Source organism: Microcella daejeonensis, from assembly GCF_026625045.1.
GTDB lineage: Bacteria > Actinomycetota > Actinomycetes > Actinomycetales > Microbacteriaceae > Microcella > Microcella daejeonensis.
Map to the genome: position 1 here is coordinate 2,315,742 of NZ_CP113089.1, position 19,328 is coordinate 2,335,069.

The 19,328-nt window shown below is 72.8% G+C and carries 17 protein-coding genes, 1 tRNA gene and 1 other RNA gene; 11 read left to right on the top strand and 8 right to left on the bottom strand.

The window, feature by feature from the left end:
* Nucleotides 1-38: 38 nt before the first annotated feature.
* Nucleotides 39-1,208, bottom strand: a complete 1,170-nt coding sequence (locus tag OVN18_RS11215; protein ID WP_267739395.1) for a PucR family transcriptional regulator — start codon at nt 1,206-1,208, stop codon at nt 39-41.
* 88 nt (nt 1,209-1,296) lie between these two features.
* On the bottom strand, nt 1,297-4,023 hold the full coding sequence (gene aceE / locus OVN18_RS11220; protein ID WP_267737107.1) for a pyruvate dehydrogenase (acetyl-transferring), homodimeric type: 2,727 nt from the start codon (nt 4,021-4,023) through the stop codon (nt 1,297-1,299).
* A 171-nt stretch (nt 4,024-4,194) separates the two neighbouring features.
* Between aceE and OVN18_RS11225 the strand changes: the two genes are divergently transcribed.
* The 4 genes from OVN18_RS11225 to OVN18_RS11240 all read left to right on the top strand — a co-directional run bounded on the left by OVN18_RS11225 (nt 4,195) and on the right by OVN18_RS11240 (nt 6,307).
* A complete protein-coding gene (locus OVN18_RS11225) occupies nt 4,195-4,659 on the top strand; it encodes a peroxiredoxin (RefSeq protein ID WP_267780865.1) in 465 nt (154 codons plus the stop codon).
* Nucleotides 4,660-4,672: 13 nt separating this feature from the next.
* Nucleotides 4,673-4,745, top strand: a tRNA-Val gene (locus OVN18_RS11230).
* Between the two features lie 138 nt (nt 4,746-4,883).
* The gene (locus OVN18_RS11235; protein ID WP_267780867.1) at nt 4,884-5,810 is read left to right on the top strand and encodes a hypothetical protein; all 927 of its coding nucleotides are present in this window, start codon (nt 4,884-4,886) and stop codon (nt 5,808-5,810) included.
* 104 nt (nt 5,811-5,914) lie between these two features.
* Nucleotides 5,915-6,307 (top strand): hypothetical protein, encoded by a 393-nt coding sequence (locus OVN18_RS11240; RefSeq protein WP_267780869.1) that lies wholly within the window; start codon nt 5,915-5,917, stop codon nt 6,305-6,307.
* Nucleotides 6,308-6,316: 9 nt separating this feature from the next.
* Here OVN18_RS11240 and OVN18_RS11245 read toward each other — a convergent pair whose 3' ends face one another.
* A complete protein-coding gene (locus tag OVN18_RS11245; protein WP_267737112.1) occupies nt 6,317-6,688 on the bottom strand; it encodes a hypothetical protein in 372 nt (123 codons plus the stop codon).
* Between the two features lie 105 nt (nt 6,689-6,793).
* Between OVN18_RS11245 and OVN18_RS11250 the strand changes: the two genes are divergently transcribed.
* The 5 genes from OVN18_RS11250 to rnpB all read left to right on the top strand — a co-directional run bounded on the left by OVN18_RS11250 (nt 6,794) and on the right by rnpB (nt 12,694).
* On the top strand, nt 6,794-7,690 hold the full coding sequence (locus OVN18_RS11250; protein WP_267780871.1) for a DMT family transporter: 897 nt from the start codon (nt 6,794-6,796) through the stop codon (nt 7,688-7,690).
* Nucleotides 7,691-7,708: 18 nt separating this feature from the next.
* Entirely contained in the window at nt 7,709-10,672 is a 2,964-nt protein-coding gene (locus tag OVN18_RS11255; RefSeq protein WP_267780873.1) for a purine-cytosine permease family protein, read from the top strand.
* Nucleotides 10,673-10,681: 9 nt separating this feature from the next.
* Nucleotides 10,682-11,497 (top strand): Nif3-like dinuclear metal center hexameric protein, encoded by an 816-nt coding sequence (locus OVN18_RS11260; RefSeq protein WP_267780874.1) that lies wholly within the window; start codon nt 10,682-10,684, stop codon nt 11,495-11,497.
* A 37-nt stretch (nt 11,498-11,534) separates the two neighbouring features.
* Nucleotides 11,535-12,275, top strand: coding sequence for a zinc ribbon domain-containing protein (locus OVN18_RS11265; RefSeq protein ID WP_267780876.1), 741 nt, complete (start codon nt 11,535-11,537; stop codon nt 12,273-12,275).
* 34 nt (nt 12,276-12,309) lie between these two features.
* Nucleotides 12,310-12,694: RNase P RNA component class A (gene rnpB / locus OVN18_RS11270), an RNA gene on the top strand.
* Between the two features lie 39 nt (nt 12,695-12,733).
* Here the strand turns inward: rnpB and OVN18_RS11275 are convergent.
* Entirely contained in the window at nt 12,734-14,212 is a 1,479-nt protein-coding gene (locus OVN18_RS11275; protein WP_267780877.1) for an SDR family NAD(P)-dependent oxidoreductase, read from the bottom strand.
* 23 nt (nt 14,213-14,235) lie between these two features.
* Nucleotides 14,236-14,970 (bottom strand): VIT1/CCC1 transporter family protein, encoded by a 735-nt coding sequence (locus OVN18_RS11280; RefSeq protein ID WP_267737119.1) that lies wholly within the window; start codon nt 14,968-14,970, stop codon nt 14,236-14,238.
* A 207-nt stretch (nt 14,971-15,177) separates the two neighbouring features.
* On the opposite strand from OVN18_RS11280, the gene OVN18_RS11285 reads away from it, so the two are divergent.
* The gene (locus tag OVN18_RS11285) at nt 15,178-16,281 is read left to right on the top strand and encodes a fatty acid desaturase family protein (protein ID WP_407666039.1); all 1,104 of its coding nucleotides are present in this window, start codon (nt 15,178-15,180) and stop codon (nt 16,279-16,281) included.
* A gap of 227 nt (nt 16,282-16,508) precedes the next feature.
* On the opposite strand, the gene ppgK is transcribed toward OVN18_RS11285, so the two are convergent.
* Both ppgK and map read right to left on the bottom strand, forming a co-directional pair.
* Nucleotides 16,509-17,249 carry a polyphosphate--glucose phosphotransferase gene (ppgK, locus tag OVN18_RS11290; RefSeq protein WP_267780879.1) on the bottom strand — a complete coding sequence of 247 codons (741 nt, stop codon included), beginning with the start codon at nt 17,247-17,249 and terminating at the stop codon, nt 16,509-16,511.
* A gap of 31 nt (nt 17,250-17,280) precedes the next feature.
* Entirely contained in the window at nt 17,281-18,147 is an 867-nt protein-coding gene (map, locus tag OVN18_RS11295; RefSeq protein WP_267780881.1) for a type I methionyl aminopeptidase, read from the bottom strand.
* A 79-nt stretch (nt 18,148-18,226) separates the two neighbouring features.
* Between map and OVN18_RS11300 the strand changes: the two genes are divergently transcribed.
* Nucleotides 18,227-18,406, top strand: a complete 180-nt coding sequence (locus OVN18_RS11300) for a methionine aminopeptidase (RefSeq protein ID WP_267737123.1) — start codon at nt 18,227-18,229, stop codon at nt 18,404-18,406.
* Nucleotides 18,407-18,418: 12 nt separating this feature from the next.
* On the opposite strand, the gene panB is transcribed toward OVN18_RS11300, so the two are convergent.
* Nucleotides 18,419-19,270, bottom strand: a complete 852-nt coding sequence (gene panB / locus OVN18_RS11305) for a 3-methyl-2-oxobutanoate hydroxymethyltransferase (RefSeq protein ID WP_267737124.1) — start codon at nt 19,268-19,270, stop codon at nt 18,419-18,421.
* Between the last annotated feature and the right edge of the window lie 58 nt (nt 19,271-19,328).

Genomic DNA, 19,328 nt, shown 5'->3' on the forward strand with positions numbered 1-19,328 from the left:
GAGACGACGACGACATTGTGCACCAGGCACAGCGACGGTCAGCGTCGCGGCGGCTCCGGCTCGGAGATGGAGCCGACGATGAGGGCGCACTGCAGGATGATCGCCTCGCGGGCGCCCGTGGCGTCCCAGCCGATCAGCTCGCTGATGCGCTTGAGGCGGTAGCGCACGGTGTTGGGATGCACGAAGAGCTCCCGGGCGGTCGCCTCGAGGCTCCGGCCGTTGTCGAGGTAGGCCCACAGCGTGGTGAGGAGCTCGACGTTGTGCTGCTTGAGCGGCTTGTAGATGCGGTTGATGAGCGTGCCGCGGGCGATCGGATCCCCGGCCAGCGCGCGCTCGGGCAGCAGGTCGTCGGCGAGGGCGGGCCGCGGGGCGTTGCGCCAGGAGCGCGCGACGGCGAACCCGGCGAGCGCGGCCTTGGCGCTCTTCCCGGCGTCGACGACGTCGGGAACCTCCGGACCGAGCACGAGGTGCCCGGTGCCGAAGAAGGGCTCGAGGCCCTCGGCGATCTGGGGGAAGGCGAGCGGCACGGTCGGCGGCTCCTCCGACTTCGGCGCGGCGCGGCCGATGACGATGACGAGGCGGTTGCCCTGCACCCCGATGAGCACATCGGCGTCGACGTGCCGGGCCGTGCGGCGGATCTGGTCGACGTCGACGATGCGCGGCGTCGTGCCGACGAGCACGCAGACCGAGCCGTGGCCGTTCCAGCCGAGGGCGGCGATGCGGCTGGGCAGCTCGTTGTCGTACTCGCCGCTGAGGATCGAGTCGACGACGAGGGCCTCGAGCCGGGCATCCCACAGCCCTCGTGCCTCGGCGGCGCGGGCGTAGACGTCGGCCGCGGCGAAGGCGATCTCGCGGCTGTACAGCAGGATGGCCTCGCGCAGGCCCTGGTCGCCGCTCGTGACGCGCTCCTCGACGACCTCGACCGTGACGCGGATGAGCTGGAGCGTCTGCTGCAGGCTCACCGACCGCAGCAGCTCGCGCGGAGCGGCTCCGAAGACGTCGGCCGCGATCCACGGCTGCGAGGTGGGATCGTCGTACCAGCTGATGAGCGAGGAGATGCCGGCCTGCGCGACGAGGCCGACCGCGCTGCGGCGGCTCGGCGGCATGTCGCGGTACCAGGGGAGGGTGTCGTCGAGCCGCTTGAGCGTCGCGGTCGCGAGATCGCCCGAGATGTTGCGCAGGTACGACAGCGTCTGCGCCTTGGTCATCTGCGCCACGTCGCGCCCCTCATCGATCGATCGGTCAACGGATGCACCGGGGCCCAGCGGTGCTGGGCCCCGGTGATGGTGCTCGTGGCTAGGCCTCGCCGCCCGCCGAGCCCGTCGTGCCCGCGGTCACGTCGTGCAGACGGTACTGCTCGATCGCCCGGCCGACGACGCTCGGGTCGATCTCGCCCCGGCGCGCGAGCTGCTGCAGCGCGCGGACGACGATCGACGGTCCGTCGATGGTGAAGAACCGGCGTGCCGCCGGACGCGTGTCGCTGAATCCGAAGCCGTCGGCGCCGAGCGTCGCGTAATCGCCGGGCACGAACTGCCGGATCTGGTCGGGCACCGCGTGCATGAAGTCGCTCACGGCGATGACCGGGCCCTGCGCGCCCTGCAGCTTCTGCGTCACGTAGGGCGTGCGCGGCTCCTGCTCGGGGTGCAGGAAGTTGTGCTCGTCGGCGGCGAGACCGTCGCGGCGCAGCTCGTTCCAGCTCGTGACGCTCCAGACGTCGGCCGACACGCCCCAGTCCTGCTGCAGCAGCTGCTGCGCCTCGAGGGCCCACGGCACCGCGACGCCCGAGGCGAGCAGCTGGGTCTTCGGGCCCTGCGCCTCGCTGCGGTTGAGCAGGTAGAGGCCCTTGAGCACGCCGTCGACGTCGAGCCCCTCGGGCTCGGCCGGCTGCACGATCGGCTCGTTGTAGACCGTCAGGTAGTACATGACGTTCGGGTCGGCATGGTTCCCGCCGTACATGCGGTCGAGACCGGCGCGCACGATGTGGCCCATCTCGTAGCCGTAGGCGGGGTCGTAGCTCACGACCGCCGGGTTGGTGCTCGCCAGCAGCGGCGAGTGCCCGTCGGCGTGCTGCAGGCCCTCGCCGGTGAGCGTCGTGCGACCGGCGGTGGCGCCGATGATGAACCCGCGGGCCATCTGGTCGCCCGCCGCCCACATCGCGTCACCGGTGCGCTGGAACCCGAACATCGAGTAGAAGACGTAGACGGGGATGAGCGGCTGGCCGTGCGTGGCGTAGCTCGTGCCGACCGCGGTGAACGCCGCGAAGGCGCCGGCCTCGTTGATGCCGGTGTGGATGATCTGGCCCTGCGGGCTCTCCTTGTAGGCGAGCAGCAGCTCCCGGTCGACCGAGGTGTAGTGCTGGCCGTTCGGGTTGTAGATCTTCGACGTCGGGAAGTAGGCGTCCATGCCGAAGGTGCGCGCCTCGTCGGGGATGATCGGCACGATGCGGTTGCCGAACTCCTTGTCGCGCAGCAGATCCTTCAGCAGTCGGGCGAAGGCCATCGTCGTGGCGATCTCCTGCTTGCCGGAGCCCTTCTTCGCGATCGCGTAAGCGCTCTCGGGCGGCAGGGTGATGTCGACGTGCTTCGAGCGCCGCTCCGGCAGGTAGCCGCCCAGCTCGCGACGACGCTCGTGCATGTACTGGATCGCGGGGTCGTCGTTGCCCGGGTGGTAGTACGGGGGCTGGTACGGGTCGGCCTCGAGCTGGGCATCCGTGATCGGGATGCGCATCTCGTCGCGGAACTGCTTGAGGTTGTCGAGCGTGAGCTTCTTCATCTGGTGGGTCGCGTTGCGGCCCTCGAAGCTCGGGCCGAGGCCGTAGCCCTTGACCGTCTTCGCGAGGATGACGGTCGGCTGGCCCTTGTGCTCCTGCGCGGCCTTGAAGGCGGCGTAGACCTTGCGGTAGTCGTGGCCGCCGCGCTTGAGCTTCCAGATCTGGTCGTCGCTGTAGCCCTCGACCATCGCGGCCGTGCGCGGGTCGCGGCCGAAGAAGTGCTCGCGGATGAACGCGCCCGACTCGGCCTTGTAGGTCTGGTAGTCGCCGTCGGGGGTGATGTTCATGAGGTCGCGCAGGGCGCCATCGTGGTCCTGGGCGAGCAGGGCATCCCACTCGCGACCCCAGACGACCTTGATGACGTTCCAGCCGGCGCCGCGGAAGAAGCTTTCGAGCTCCTGGATGATCTTGCCGTTGCCGCGCACGGGGCCGTCGAGGCGCTGCAGGTTGCAGTTGATGACGAAGTTGAGGTTGTCGAGGCCATCGTTCGCGGCGAGCTGCAGCGCTCCGCGGCTCTCGACCTCGTCCATCTCGCCGTCGCCGAGGAACGCCCAGACCTGCGAGTCGTCGCCGTCGACGATGCCGCGGTTGGTGACGTACTTGTTGAGCTGCGCCTGGTAGATGGCGTTGATGGGCCCGAGACCCATCGAGACCGTCGGGTACTGCCAGAAGTGCGGCATGAGGCGCGGGTGCGGGTAGCTGGAGAGGCCCCCGGTCGGGTGCGACTTCTCCTGCCGGAACCCGTCGAGCTGCTCGGTGCCCAGGCGGCCCTCGAGGAAGGCGCGGGCGTACATGCCGGGGGAGGCGTGGCCCTGGTAGAAGATCGAGTCGCCGCCGTTGGGGTGGTCGGCGCCGCGGAAGAAGTGGTTGTGCCCGACCTCGTAGAGCGCGGCGCTCGAGGCGTAGGTCGAGATGTGGCCGCCGACGGCGATGCCGGGGCGCTGGGCGCGGTGCACGGTGATCGCGGCGTTCCAGCGGATCCAGGCGCGGTAGCGGCGCTCGAGCTCCTCGTCGCCGGGGAACTCGGGCTCGTTCTCGGCGGCGATCGTGTTCAGGTAGTCCGTGGTCGGCACCATCGGCACGCCGAGGTGCAGCTCCTTGGAGCGCTTCAGCAGGCTGAGCATGATCTCGCGGCCCCGCTGGGGGCCGTGCTGCTGCACGAGCGCGTCGAGAGACTCGTTCCACTCGGCGGTTTCCTCGGGATCCGCATCCATGGTGCTCACCGAGTACGGATCCTGGTCGTTGACCGTCACCCTTGACCTCTTCCTGGGGGTAGATGGGGGAGTGCGCCGCCTCGGCGTCACGGTCGGGTCTCGACCCGCGCGGGCACGGCGCTTCCACTCTAGACCCGCGCCCGGAGAACCCTCCGTGCGTGCGGGTGGCATGCTGGGCGGAGGTCGTCGGACGACGCCAGGAAGGCCGCCGTGCTCCCCGCTCTCGATGCTCCCGCCCCCGATTTCACGCTCCGCGACCAGCACGGGGCGATGGTCGTCCTCTCCGAGATCGTCGGAGAGCGCCCGGTCGTCCTGGTCTTCTTCCCTCTCGCCTTCACCGGCACGTGCACGGGCGAGCTGTGCGAGCTGCGCGACAACATCGCGCTCTTCGACGACGCGGGCGTCGAGCTGCTGGCGATCTCCGTGGATTCCACGGCGACCCTGCGGGAGTTCGCCGAGCGGGAGCGCTACCCGTTCCGGCTGCTCGCCGACTTCTGGCCGCACGGCGAGGTCGCGCGTCGCTACGGCGTGCTGCTGGAGGACAAGGGCTTCGCCGCGCGCGGTACCTTCGTGATCGATCGTGAGGGGATGCTCCGCGCCGCCTTCGCGACCGGTCCGGGCGAGGCGCGCGACCTCGGCGCGTATCGCGAGGCGCTCGCCGCGCTCGACCGGTAGCCTCGTCGGGTCCGGGCCTTTAGCTCAGCTGGTAGAGCGCCTCGTTTACACCGAGGATGTCGGGGGTTCGAGTCCCTCAGGGCCCACTCCACCCGTGCGGCGCCGCGCGCCTCGCGGTTCCGGGTCGCCGTGCCTCCGCCGGCGGCTCGGCAGCGCCCCTCCGCCGATGTCGGCGGTCCTCCGTACCCTCGGCCTGCGCCCCGGCGCGGGAGGGAGAGGCGGCGGTGACGGAGAGCGTCGAGCAGTGGTGGCGGCGTCGGCAGTGGTCGACGGGCCGCTCCGAGCCTTACGCCGTCGGCGCGCACCGGGCGGCGTGGTCGCCGTACCCGGTGCTCGTCGAGCAATTCCGGCCCGAGCGCAACGGCGATCTGCTGCTGTCGCAGATCCCTCCCGCGGCCGACGTCTGGCTGGTCTGGGTCTGCGCCCTGCGGCACGAGTTCGTCGCGACGCCCGCCGAGCAGCGGGCGCGTCCGGGCGCCTCCCGCTCCGCGCGCTCCTGGTGCCCCGTGTGCGCCGCGCCGAGCGAGGCACCGCCGCCCGGGCGGCGGTGGCCGTCCGCCTCCGAGATCGCCACGGCGGGCGGAGCCCGTGGGCACGACGAGCGGGCGGGCGCGGTCGCCCGCGCTCGCGCGCACCCGAGCCGGGCATCCCGCCCCCGGCACGTGCCCGCGGCGCATCGTGCGGTGCGCACGGTCGACGGCAGCACCGTGCCCCCGGGTCGTGCGTTCCGCAGCGCCCGGGCGCCGCGGGCCACCTCGGCCTCCGAGGGTCGCGTGCGCGCGCTCCTCGCCGAGCGGCTCGCGGTGGATCTCAGCGCCAACGCCGTGCGGGTGCGCACCGCGTTCTTCGACCGGCTCGAGGTCTGGCCCGACATCGTGATCCCCGAGCTCGCCCTCGCCATCGAGCTCGACACCATCGGGCGCGCGGGCGACGAGCACGTCGGGCGGCGCGAGGCCGTCGACCGGCGCAAGGACCGCCTGCTGCGCGAGGTGGGGTGGGAGGTCATCCGGGTCCGCGTGCGCCCGCTCGCTGCGCTCGGCCCGCACGATCTGGTCGTCCCGGGCATCTCGCAGCGCGCCGCGGAGCAGCTGATCGAGCGCATCGGCGAGGCTCGGGGCGAGCTCATGGTCGCGGCGTACCGGCGGGCCTGAGCGATGTCGGTGCTCACCCCTACCGTGATGGCGAGAGAGGCCGGCACCGAGGAGGCACGATGACGACGACAGTGATGACGACGACAGTGATGACGACGACAGCGATGACGACGACAGCGATGGCCGATGCGAGGCTGTCCATCCCGCTCGGGTACCTGTCGCCGACGCTCGGGGGCCGCGCGGGGCGCGTGCAGTCCTGGCAGCACCTCGACCACCTCGTCGATCACGCCCGGGCCGACGGCGAGTGGTTCCTCCTCCACCGGCTCGACGACCCGGCCGAGCGCTTCCTGCAGCTGCGGCCGATCTCGCCCGAGCGCACGGCCATCCAGATCGGGGAGCGCCGAGCGGAGACGCAGCGGCACGCCGTCTGGAGCCTCGAGCGGGCCACTCCGCCGACCCCCGAGCTGCACGGCATGGTACTCGACTGGCTCGGAGGGGCCGCGTCGTCCGCGCCGGTCGATGCCGAGCAGCGGCTCGACGACGACGAGCCGTTCTGACCGCGGCCGCTAGGCGAGCAGCGCGACGAGCAGAGCGATGAAGACGAGCACGAAGATCGCCGGCGAGACGAACCGCACGACGTCGACGCCGCGGCCCGTCGCGATGATCCGGCGCGCGATCGCGCTCGGGGCGTCGAGCCGGCGCAGCTCCTCGATGACGGCGGCCCCCTCGTTCGCGGCGGCGAACTGGGCGACGGCGCCGAGCACGCCCGAGGCGAGCAGGATGCCGATGGCGGCGAGCCGCACCGGCAGCTCCGTCTCGGCGAGGCCGTCGACGAGCATCCACACCGTCACGGCCAGCAGGAAGGTCGGGGCCAGCTGCGAGACGATGATGTGCCAGCGGGCGGTGTTCCAGTGCGCGATCAGCTGCGTCTCGGTCACGGTGGCTCCCGGGGTGTCGCGGCGGCGGTCGTCTCGACGGCGCCGTCTCGGTGAGAATGGTGCTCGCGGCGGGCGCCGCACCCGCCCACGATAGAGGAGCGCACCGTGAGCAGTGCCGTCTGGGCGCTCGTCGCCGCGAGCGTGCTGTGGGGCACGACCGGCACCGTGGCGAGCCTCATCGACGACCGGGTCGGTCCGCTGGCGATCGGTGCCGCGACGATGGCGGTCGGCGGCGCGCTGCTGTTCCTCGTCTCCGCCCGGGGCGCGCTCGGCGCCATTCGCTCCCACGACTCCCGCGGCTGGCTGCTGATCGGCGCCGTCGGCGTCGTGATCTACCCCCTCGCCTTCTACTCCGCCATGGATCTCGCAGGCGTCGCGATCGGCAACGTGACCGCCCTCGGCTCCGGCCCGCTCTTCGCAGCGATCCTCGAGAGGCTCGTCGAGGGCCGCCGACTGACCGGGCGATGGATGCTCGGCGCGAGCACGGCGATCATCGGCGTCGCCCTCCTCGTGGTCGGCGGGCACGGCGGCGCAGCGGCCTCCGACGGCGCCGGATCGCTCGGCCTCGGCGTCGCCCTCGGCCTCCTCGCCGGCGCCGCCTACGCGCTCTACACCTACGCCTCCAGCCGGGTCATCGCCCTCGGCGTGCCGAGCCGGAGCGCCATGGGCGCGGTCTTCGGCCTCGGCGCGGTGCCGCTCGCCCTCGTGCTGCTCGTCACCGGCGGCCCTCTCCTCACCACCGGCCCGAGGACGATCGCGCTCACGGCCTACCTGGCGCTCGGCCCGATGCTGCTCGCCTACCTGCTGTTCGGCTGGGGTCTTCGCGCCCTGCGCAGCAGCACGGTCACGGTGATCACGCTGCTCGAGCCCCTGGTCGCGACGATCCTCGCGGTGCTCATCGTGGGGGAGCGACTCCAGCTCGTCGGCTGGGTCGGGCTCGCCCTCATCCTCGTCGGCGTCGGCGTGGTCTCCACGGCCCGTCGCCCGCGCATCGCCGCGTAGCGCCCCTATCATCGGGGCATGATCGACGAGCGGCCCGAGCCCGACATCCCGGGCTCCGAGGCTCCGCCCGGGCCCCGCCGGTCGACCTTCACCCCGCCGCCGGCCGGCGCCGAGTACCGTCCCGGCTCGCTGACCGAGGGGGAGGGCGTGCCGCCCCTCGCCGCTCCGGCCCCCTCGCCCATGCCGGTCGACGCGGTGCCGAGCGCGGCATCGGCCTCGCCCGTCTCCGCGCCCGTGAGCATCCCCGATCCGCCGCGCCGCGCATCCCTCACCGATGAGGCGCTGCTGCGCGTCGCCGACCCCGATGCGGCCGACGCCGACACCGCGGCCCTCATCGCCCTCGTCGAGCAGCAGCTCTCCCTGCGCGTCGAGGAGGCCGCGCGCCTGCAGCTCTGGGAGCGCGCCGTGCGCGACGCGGGCATCCCCGACGCCGACGAGCTCGTGCAGTCGGTGCGCAGCAGCTTCACCGGCGTCATCGACCTCGTGCCCCCGCGGGACGCCGCGCCGAGCGGCTCCGAAGACCCCTGGGCGCAGTACCCGGGAACGGTCTCACCCCCGCCGCGCCTGGAGGAGGACCGCGAGCCGGCCAACGCCCCCGCCCTGTCGACGACGGTCGACCCGATGACGGCGACCGGACCGGCGGCGGACCCGGCGGCGGTCGTCGACGCGGGAGCGGATGCCCGAGCATCGTGGCCCACCGCCGCGGGCGTCGGCGCTGCGGCCTCGGATGCCGCAGCGCCCGCGTCTGCGGCCTCGGACGCCGCAGCGCCCGCGTCTGCGGCCTCGCCCTCGCCGGCGCTGCGCAGCGCCCTCGCCGATGCGCCGCCGCCGATCCTCGGCACCGGCGTTCCCGTGCCGTCCCCGGTCGCACCCTCCGCTCCCGACGCATCCGCCGCTCCCGCCGCACCCCTGCCGCCGCTCGCACCCTCCGCGGCGCCGTCGGTCTCGGGTGCTCTGGCCGCGGCGCCGCCGCCCGTCGGGCTTGTGCCCTCGGCCGTCGCGCCGCCTCCTGCCGACGACGACACCGCCGACATCCCCGTCATCCCGCTTCGCCCCCCGAGCTCCGCAGCGGAGGCTCCGTCCCCCTCGCCGGAGGCCCCGTTCCCCCCGGCGACGGCCTCGGCGTCGCTCGCGAGCCCGCCGTCGGTCGTCTCCGCCACCGCGCCGCCGCGGCTCGCCCCGGTCCCGCTCGTCGAGCCCGAACCGACCCTGACCGGGCCGAGCGACCTCGATCGTCTGCTCGCCGGCATCGCCAGCCCCACGGCGCACGACGACGTCATGGTCGCGCCGGAGCTCGCCGAGGCCGAGGCCGCGTCTCCGCCAGCCCCGTCTCCGTCAGCCGCGTCTCCGTCAGCCCCGTCGGCCTCGGGTCCCGTTCCGGTCCCGCCGGATCCGCTGATCCCGGCGCCCGCAGCCTCGTCGTCACCCAGCGCTCCCGTCCTCGCCGCGTCGGCGCCCTCCGCCCCGACCGCGGTGGGGTCGGTCAGCTCGGGCGCGGCGGGCACGGCCCCGATCGCGCCCCTGCCGTCGACCGGACCGCCGCGCGATCCCGCCGCCCTCCGCATCGAGGAGTCCGCGCTCGAGCCGACGCCGGCAGCCCTGCGCGCGGGCCGGTCGCTGCGGCTGTTCTGGCTCTGGTTCTCCGTCTCGGCGAGCGCCGTGAGCATCGGGCTCGGCGGCGTGCTGCTCGGGCTCGGCATGAGCCTGCGCGAGGCCATCCTCTCGGCGCTCATCGGCGTCGCCCTCTCGTTCCTGCCCCTGGGGCTCGGAACCCTGGCCGGCAAGTGGAGCGGCCAGCCGACGATCGTCGTCTCGCGCGCCACCTTCGGCATCGTGGGCAATGCGGTGCCCGCGCTGCTCGCCGTCGTCACCCGCCTCGTGTGGGCCGCGGCCCTGGTGTGGATGCTCGGCTCGGGTATCGCGAGCGCGCTCGCCCCGCTCGGTCTCGACCCGGCGCTCACGGCCCCCGTCGCGGCGGCCGTCGGCCTCGTCATCGCGGCCTCCGTCGCCGGCCTCGGATTCGGACTCATCGTGCGCGTCGCCGCCGTCGCGAGCGTGCTCGCCGCCGTGCTGCTCGTGGCGCTCATCGCCCTCACGGCCCCTCGCCTCGACATCCCGCAGGCCCTCACCATCCCCGATGGCGGGTGGGCCCTCGTGGTGACGGGGGCCGTGCTCGTCTTCAGCGTGATCGGGCTCGCGTGGGCGCAGTCGAGCGGGGACCTCGCCCGCTACCAGTCACGGGCGACGCTCGGCGTCGGAGCGGTCATGGGAACGGGCTTCGGCGCCACCCTCCCGGCGTTCCTGCTGGTCTGCTGGGGTGCCCTGCTCGCCGCCTCGGATCCGCAGCTGGCCTCGGGGCTCGCGACCGATCCGATCGGGGCGCTCGGCGCGGTGCTGCCGGGTGCGGGTTCCTTCGCGCTCGTCCTCGCGCTGGCGATCAGTCTCGTGCTCGCCGCGGCGCTCGCGCTGTACTCGGGCGGCTTCGCCATCCTCAGCGCCGGGCTGCGCGCGCCCCGCTGGGGCGCCGTCCTGGCGGCCTCCGTCGGCACCGGCGCGGTGCTCGCCGTGCTCGCGGTGACGGCGCCCGCCCTCGACTCCCTCGTGCGCGACGGCCTCACGACGCTCGCGGTGCCGGTCGCCGCCTGGGCAGGGGTCTTCGGTGCGGAGACGATGATGCGCCGCCGCCGCGTGCACTCGCCGTCGTTGCTGCGCTCGGGCGGGGTCTATCCCGCCGTACGCGTTCTGAACCTCGTGGTCCTTCTCGGGGTGACGTTCATCGGCTGGGGTCTGACGGCGGCCGACACCGCCGGTCTCGGCTGGCAGGGCTACCTGTGGCCGCTCCTGGGAGCCGACCCCGTCCTCATCGCGAGCGACCTCGGCGTCCTCGTCGCTCTCGGGCTCGGCCTGCTCGTGCCGGTCGCGGCCGGTGTTCCCGCGCTGCGGCGACTCGAGGCCGCCGAGCGCGCCGCGGTCGACTCCTAGACTGGAGCCATGCCGCCGACGCTCGCCGATGCCACCGCCGCGATCGAGCGGCTCTGGCCCCTCGACGGCGCCGAGAGCTGGGATGCGGCGGGGCTCCTCAGCGGCGATCCGGCGGCTCCCGTCACCCGCATCCTGCTGGCGGTGGACGCCGTGCGCGACACGGTGGACGAGGCCATCGAGGCGGGTGCCGATCTGCTGCTCGTGCACCATCCGCTGCTCATGCGCGGCGTGACGACCGTCGCCGAGACCACGGCCAAGGGTGCGCTCCTCGCGACGCTCATCCGCGGCGGCTGCGCCCTCGTCGCCGCGCACACCAACGCCGACGTGGTCGAGACGGGCACGAGCGGGCGGCTCGCCGGGCTGCTGGGGCTCGTCGATCCGACCCCCGTCGTCGAGACCGGGCCGGGGCGCGGGCTCGGACGGGTCGGCGCCCTGCCCGAGCCGATCACGCTCGGAGCGCTCGCGCGGCGCGTGGCGGGCATCCTGCCGGCGACCGCCGGGGGAGTGCGGGTCGCGGGCGAGTTCGACCGGGTCGTGCGCACGGTCGCGCTCTGCGGCGGCGCGGGCGACTCGCTGCTCGGCGAGGCGGCCGTGCGATCCGCCGACGTCTACCTCACCAGCGATCTGCGCCACCACCCGGCGAGCGAGGCGCGCGAGACCGCCCGCGTGACCGGCGGCCCCGCGCTCATCGACGTCTCGCACTGGGCGAGCGAGTGGCTGTGGCTCGACACCGCCGCCGAGGAGCTGCGCCGCGAGCTGCCGGGCGTCGAGATCGTCGTGAGCGAGCTGCGCACCGATCCGTGGGACTTCGTCGTCCTCCCCTGACCACCCCGCCGGGCATCCCGGCCGAGAAAGGCACACCATGGCACTCAAGGCCGCCCCCGAGACCCAAGCGCTGCTGCTCGATCTTCAGCGGCTCGACACCCTGCTGACGCAGATCGCCCACCGGGCGCGCACGCTGCCCGAGCGGGCCGCCGTCGCCGCGCTGAAGGAGGACGCGGAGCGCATCAAGGCCGCCTCCACCGAGACGAGCGGTCACCTCGAGGATGCCCGCATCGAGCTCGGCCGCGTCGAGAGCGACGTCGCCGTGGTCGAGAAGCGCATCGCCCGCGACACCGAGCGGCTGCAGGCCAGCAGCTCGGTCAAGGACATCCAGGGGCTCGAGCACGAGCTGGAGTCGCTGCGCGTCCGCCTGGCGAACCTCGAGGAGATCGAGCTCGCCGTCATGGAGCGCATCGAGCTGCTCGAGGCCGCGGCGACCGGCGCCCGCGAGACCCTCGAGGCGCACGCCGCCCGTCTCGAGGCCGCTCAGCACGAGCTCGAGACCGCGCTCGCGACGCTCGTGGCGGAGCGCGACCACGCCGCCGCCGATCGCGCGACGGTCGCCGCACGCATCCCCGCCGATCTGCTCGCGCTGTACGACACGCAGCGGGAGCGCTACGGGTACGGCGCCTCGCTGCTGCGGGCGCGGGTGTCGAGCGCGAGCGGCGTGACCCTCACGGGCAGCGACCTCGATCAGGTGCGCCGCGCGGCGCCCGATGACGTCATCCTGTGCCCCGATTCGAGCGCGATCCTCGTGCGGACGGCGGAATCCGGACTCTGAGGCCGCCGCGGCCCGCTAGCCTGAGTCACGCAAGTGGGTCGGCCAGACGGTCGCGTCGGATGCGCGCCCCCGCGAGGGGGGACGGCTCCGCCGAGGAACGTCCGGGCTCCATAGAGCAGGGCGGTGGGTAACACCCACCCGGAGCAATCCGCGAGAAAGTGCAACAGAGAGCAGACCGCCACCGGCGTCACGCCGGGGGTAAGGGTGAAACGGTGGTGTAAGAGACCACCAGGGGCCCGAGTGATCGGGCTCGCTGGGTAAACCTCGCCCGGAGCAAGGTCGAACAGGCACTGTCGAAGCGGCTCGCTGAGGTGCCGGGTAGACCGCTGGAGGGTGTCGGCAACGGCTCCCCGAGATAGATGGCCGTCGAACGGGGTCCGCCCCGGGAACAGAACCCGGCGTATCGGCCGGCCCGCTTGCCCCGCCGGCCCTCATCGAGGGCGGTGGATGCCCTTCCACTACCAGCGCGAGGGCGCGTAGTCCTTGAGGAACACCCCGAACACGTCCTCGCCCGCTTCGCCGCGCACGATCGGGTCGTAGACCCGCGCGGCCCCGTCGACGAGGTCGAGCGGCGCGCGGAACCCCTCCTCGGCGAGCCGGATCTTCGTCGGGTGCGGCCGCTCGTCAGTGATCCAGCCGGTGTCGACGCTCGTCATGAGGATCCCGTCGGTCTCGAGCATCTCGCGCGCGCTCGTGCGGGTGAGCATGTTCATCGCGGCCTTCGCCATGTTGGTGTGGGGATGCCCCGGACCCTTGTACCCGCGGCCGAAGACGCCCTCCATCGCCGAGACGTTGACGACGTAGGTGCGCCGAGCGGGCGAGGAGGCCATCGAGGGCCGCAGCCGGTCGACGAGGATGTACGGCGCGACGCTGTTCGCGAGCTGCACCTCGAGCATCTCGAGCGGCTCGACCGCGCCGACCGCCTGTGTCCAGCTGTTGACGCCGTGCAGGTCGGGCACGAGGCCGCCGGCGTCGATCGCCGTGCCGTCGCGGTGCCGCTCGATCGAGGCGGAGCCCGCGGTCATCGCCTCGGCGGTGAGCTGCTCCGCGCGCGAGGCCGCGGCGGCGAGCACAGGGTGGGCGGTCACCGATTCGGCGAGGGCGAGGGGATGCGCGTCGTGGGTGTGGCCGAAGGTCACGAGTTCGGGCATCCGCCCCTCGGGCAGCGGGGCCAGCTCGGCCTCGATGAGCGGCTGGTAGGCGCCGGGGGAGCGGCGCACGGTCTGCGCGGCGTTGTTGATGAGGATGTCGAGCGGGCCCTGCGCCGCGACGTCCTCGGCGAGGCCGATGACCTGGGCCGGATCGCGCAGGTCGATCCCGACGATGCGCAGACGATCGATCCAGTCGGCGGAGTCGGGGAGGGCGGTGAAGCGCCGCACGGCGTCACGCGGGAACCGCGTGGTGATCGTGGTGTGCGCGCCGTCGCGCAGCAGGCGCAGCGCGATGTACATGCCGATCTTGGCCCGACCGCCGGTGAGCAGGGCGCGGCGTCCGCTCAGGTCGGTGCGGGCATCCCGCTTCGCGTGGCTGAGGCGGGCGCACGAGGGGCAGAGCTGGTGGTAGAACGCGTCGACCTCGACGTAGTGCTGCTTGCAGATGTAGCAGGGGCGCGAGCGTGCGAGCACGCCCGCGAGAGGCGCCGCGGTCGAGGCCGAGAGCTCGGCCCCCCGCGTCTCGTCATCGATGCGATCGTCGGCCCCGGTGGCGGTCGCGGCGATCACCGCGCGGTCGGCCTCCGCGATCTCCGCCCGCTTCGTCAGGCGACGATTGACCTTGACCGCGCGGATCATGTGGGCCGTGGCCTGGCGCACGGCGGTGAAATCGGGGTGCGCCTCGTCGACGTGCTGCAGCTGGTCGAGCACCCGCAGGGTCGCGGCGAGATCGTCCGGATCGATACCGGAGGGAGCGGCGGCGGGAGGAGGAGCGTTCGAGGGCACAGGGAATCGTACCCGCCCGCGCGTCAGCCGATCGCGGTGCCGAGCAGCGCGCCGACGCCGAAGGTGACGGCGAGCGCGATCGCCCCGCCGGCCAGCACGCGCAGCGTCGGCCGCAGCCAGTGGCTGTCGCCGAGCCGGGCCCCCACGGCGCCGGTGATCCCGAGGGCGACGAGCGTGGCGACGAAGGAGACGGGGATGCGCAGCTCGGCGGGCGGCAGGGCGATGGCGAGCATCGGCAGCACCGCGCCGAGCAGGAACGCGATCGCGGAGGCCCATGCGGCCTGCCAGGGCTTCAGCACCTCGTGCTCGTCGATGTGCAGCTCGGCCTCGAGGTGGGCGCCGAGAGCGTCGTGCGCGGTCAGCTCGACCGCGACGCGCTGCGCCGTCTCCTCGCTCAGGCCCTTCGCCCGGTAGATGCCGGCGAGCTCGGCGAGCTCCTCCTCCGGCTGCTCCGCGAGCTCCCGCCGCTCCTTCGCGATGAGCGCCGTCTGGCTGTCGCGGGCGCTCGACACCGAGACGTACTCGCCGAGCGCCATCGAGATCGCCCCGCCCACGACCGCCGCGACGCCCGCGGTGACGATGGGGACGAGATCGCTCGTCGCCCCGGCGACGCCCACGACCACCGCCGCCACCGAGACGATCCCGTCATTGGCTCCGAGCACGCCGGCGCGGATGCGATTGACGCGATCCGAGTAGGCGCCCCGGTCGTGGGGCTCATCGGCATGGGGCCCGGATGCTCGCACGGCGCTCTCGCTCATGGCCGCAGTCAATCACCGCGCTGCCGACTGCTCAAGCAAGGAGAGCCTGGGCTCGGGGGCCCCCGGGCCCCCGTTCTCGACCCTGTGAGTTGCGCGCGCCCATACCACGGGTGGAATACACGGGTGCGTAGTGTCGAAACATCGACCTGGCGCCCGCCGGGTCACCCTGCCGGCTGGGAAGTCGACGCACCCGATCCGGAAGGCCGCATGACCTCCATCGCCTCCTCGTCCTCGGGCGGATTCCGCTCCACCACCCCGCGCGACCCGAACCGCGTCCAGCCCACGAGCAGCTACTCCGCGCTCATGCGCACGGTCCGCGACGCGGGCCTGCTGCGCCGCCGCGTCGGGTTCTACGTCGCCCTGTTCTCGGGTCTCGTCGTCGCCCTCGGCGGCGCCGTCACGGGGTTCATCCTTCTCGGCGACAGCTGGTATCAGCTCCTCATCGCCGCCGCTCTGGGCATCATCCTCACGCAGATCGCCTTCGTCACGCACGAGGCCTCGCACCGCCAGATCTTCGCCTCGGGCAAGGTCAACGACCACGTCGGCCGCTGGCTCGCCGCGGGCGTCGTCGGCATCAGCTACCACTGGTGGATGCACAAGCACTCGCGCCACCACGCGAAGCCGAACCAGATCGGCGCCGACCCCGACATCGCCCCCGACACCATCTCCTTCATCCCGGAGGACGCCGCCAAGGCGACCGGACTCGTCGCGCTCATCACGCGCAAGCAGGGCTACCTGTTCTTCCCGCTCCTGACCCTCGAGGGCCTCAACCTGCACTTCCGGTCGATCCTCAGCCTCTTCGAGAAGGGCAAGATCGAGGGCCGTGCGCTCGAGCTCACGCTCATCTTCCTGCGTCTGGGACTGTACGCCGCCGTGATCTTCTGGGCGCTGCCGCTCGGCATGGCCTTCGCCTTCATCGGCGTGCAGATGGCCGTCTTCGGCGTGTACATGGGGGCGAGCTTCGCCCCCAACCACAAGGGGATGCCCGTGCTCCCGCACGACAGCCCGCTCGACTTCCTCTCGCGCCAGATCATCACCTCGCGCAACATCAAGGGCGGCTGGTGGGCGACCGCGCTCTACGGCGGGCTCAACCATCAGGTCGAGCACCACCTGTTCCCGAACATGCCGCGCCCGGCGCTGTCGAAGGCTCGCGAGATCACCCGCGAGTACGCGGCGACGCTCGACATCCCGTACACCGAGGCGACCGTCGGGGAGTCGTACCGGATCGTGATCCGCTATCTCAACGAGGTCGGTCTCTCGGCCCGCGACCCCTTCGACTGCCCGATGGTGAACCGGTTCCGCCGCACGTGATCGTGCGCTGATCCTCCGGCGCCCGACGCGCCGGCAGCATCCCCTCCGACGGCGATGGCACACTGGTGTCATCGCCGTCGTCGTCCGTCAGGAGCCTCTTCCGTGTCCCAGCGCTGGATCATCTACGCCTCGACCGTCATCGCCCTCGTCGCGGCGGTCTCGCTCGTCTGGTACCTCGTCGCCGACGCGACGGCCTGACACCGCGAGACGGCGCGGCCCGCGCCGTCTCAGCGCGCGGCGAGCGCCGCAGCGCCCATGATTCCCGCGTTGTTGCGCAGCCTCGCCGGCACGATCGGCGCCCGCAGGCTCAGCAGCGGCAGGAACTGCTCGTGGTGCTTGGAGACGCCGCCGCCGACCACGTGCAGCGTGGGGGAGAACAGGAACTCCACGTGCGCGTAGAAGCGCTGCAGGCGGGCCGCCCACTCGGGGTAGCTGAGCCCTTCGCGCTCGCGCACGGCGTTCGAGGCACACGTCTCGACGTCGGCCCCCTCGAGCTCCAGATGCCCGAGCTCGGTATTCGGGATGAGCACGCCGTCGTGCACGAAGGCGCTGCCGATTCCCGTGCCGAGGGTCGTCACGATGACGAGCCCGCGCCGGTCGGCCGCGGCGCCGTAGCGGGCCTCGGCGAAGCCCGCGGCGTCGGCGTCGTTGACGAAGTGGATGGGCCGCCCGAGCACCTCCTCGAAGCGCGCGTCGGCGTCGAGCCCGATCCAGGCGTCGGAGACGTTCGCGGCCGACATGGTGCGGCCCTCGAGCACGATGGCGGGGAAGCAGACGCCGACGGGGGAGTCGGCGGGGGCATCCAGCTCGGCCATGATCTCGGCCGCGGTCGCGATGATCGCGCCCGGCTCGCCGCCCGCGGGGGTGGGCCGCTTCACGCGGTCGCTCACCAGCTCGCCCGTCGCGAGGTCGACGACCGCGCCCTTGATGCCGGTGCCGCCGATGTCGATGCCGATGGCGAGCTTCATGGGGGTGTCCTTTCTCAGGCGGGGTCGGATCTCACGGCAGCGTGAGGATCTCGGCTCCGCGCTCGGTGACGACGAGGGTGTGCTCGAACTGGGCGCTCAGGCTCTTGTCGCGGGTCGTGACCGTCCAGTCGTCGTCCCAGAGATCCCAGGCGATGTCGCCGAGCGTCAGCATGGGCTCGATCGTGAAGACCATGCCGGGCTCCATGACGGTGCTGAACTCGGGGGCGGCGTCGTAGTGGGGCACGATGAGGCCGCTGTGGAAGGCCCGCCCGACGCCGTGACCGGTGAAGTCGCGCACGACCCCGTAGCCGAAGCGCCGCGCGTACGACTCGATCGCCCGCCCGATGACGTTGATCTGCCGGCCGGGCGCCACGGCCTTGATGCCGCGCGCGAGGGCCTCGCGCGTGCGCTCGACGAGCAGCGCCGCCTCCTCGCTCGCCTCTCCAGCGATGAAGGTCTTGTTGAGGTCGCCGTGCACGCCGTCGCGGTAGGCGGTGATGTCGATGTTGACGATGTCGCCGTCCTCGATGACGGTGTCGTCGGGGATGCCGTGGCAGATGACCTCGTTGATGCTCGTGCAGCACGACTTCGGGAATCCCCGGTAGCCGAGCGTCGAGGGGTAGGCGCGGTGGTCGAGCACGTACTCGTGCGCGATGCGGTCGAGCTCATCGGTCGTCACGCCGGGTCGGATGGCGGCGCCGACCTCCTCCACCGCCTGCGCGGCGATGCGGCTGGAGGCGCGGATGAGCTCGATCGTCTCGGCGTCGTAGACGTCGCTCAGGCGCTCGGCGGAGGGCGCCGGCCTGCCCACGTACTCGGGCCGCTCGATGCTCGCGGGCACTCCGCGCTGCGGGGCGTGCCGCCCCGGGAGGAGGTGGCCGGAGGCATCGCGGGGCATAGTCTCGAGTCTATCCAGCCGCTGGAGGACCGCCCTGACGGCGGGCCCCGCCCGGCGGCGCCCCGATGGAGGAGGACCCGTGGCTGAGAGCACGCAGTGGTGGTTCAACCACAAGACCGGCGAGGTCGAGGAGGGCCGGCAGTCGCTCGGCTCGGATCGTGACGGCCCGTACGCGAGCCGCGAGGAGGCGGCACGCGCTCCCGAGATCGCGAAGGAGCGCGCCCGGCGCTGGGCCGAGGAGGAGTCGCGGGGCGACTGAGCCCCCGCCGGATCAGCTCGAGCGGTCGCGCAGGGCCTGCTCGGCCGTCGTGTCGCTGTAGCTGTGCTGCTCGCCGGGGTAGGCGCCCGACTCGACGTCGGCGCGGAACGCGAGAGCGGCATCCGTCAGCACCTGGCGCAGGTTCGCGTACTGCTTGACGAACTTCGGGATGCGGCCGGTCGACAGACCCGCCCAGTCCGTCCAGACGAGCAGCTGGCCGTCGCAGTGCGGGCCGCCGCCGACCGAGATCGTGGGGATGCCCAGCTCGGCCGTCACGCGCTGCGCCGCCTCGGCGGGCACCATCTCGAGCACGACCGCGAAGGCGCCGGCCTCCTCGACCGCGCGCGCGTCGGCCAGGAGCTGCTCGAGCCCCTCGCCCCGCCCCTGGATGACGTGCCCCCCGAGCCCGTGCTCGCTCTGCGGGGTGAAGCCGATGTGGCCCATGACGGGGATGCCCGCCGAGACGATGCGGCGGATCTGCTCGGCCGAGCGCTGCCCGCCCTCGAGCTTGACGGCGTGCGCGCCGGTCTCCTTCATGAAGCGGAAGGCCGTGTGCAGCGCCTCGTCGGGGCCGGTCTCGTAGGAGCCGAAGGGCATGTCGGCGACGACGAGGGCTCGCGTGACGCCCTGCACGACGCCCCGGGTGAGGGGGATGAGGTCGTCGATGGTCACGGGGAGGGTCGTGTCGTAGCCGAGCACGGTGTTGCCGGCCGAGTCGCCGACGAGGAGGAAGTCGATGCCCGCCTCATCGAAGATCCGCGCCGTGAGCACGTCGTAGGAGGTGAGGCCGGTGATCTTGATCCCCTGCTCCTTCGCCCGCTGGAAGTGCCGGGTGCGGACGCGCTTCATCGCCTGATCAGCCATGCTGCAAGCCTAGACCTCGGCCTCGTTCGTGAGCGGTGCGCAGGGCGGCGGGCGAGCC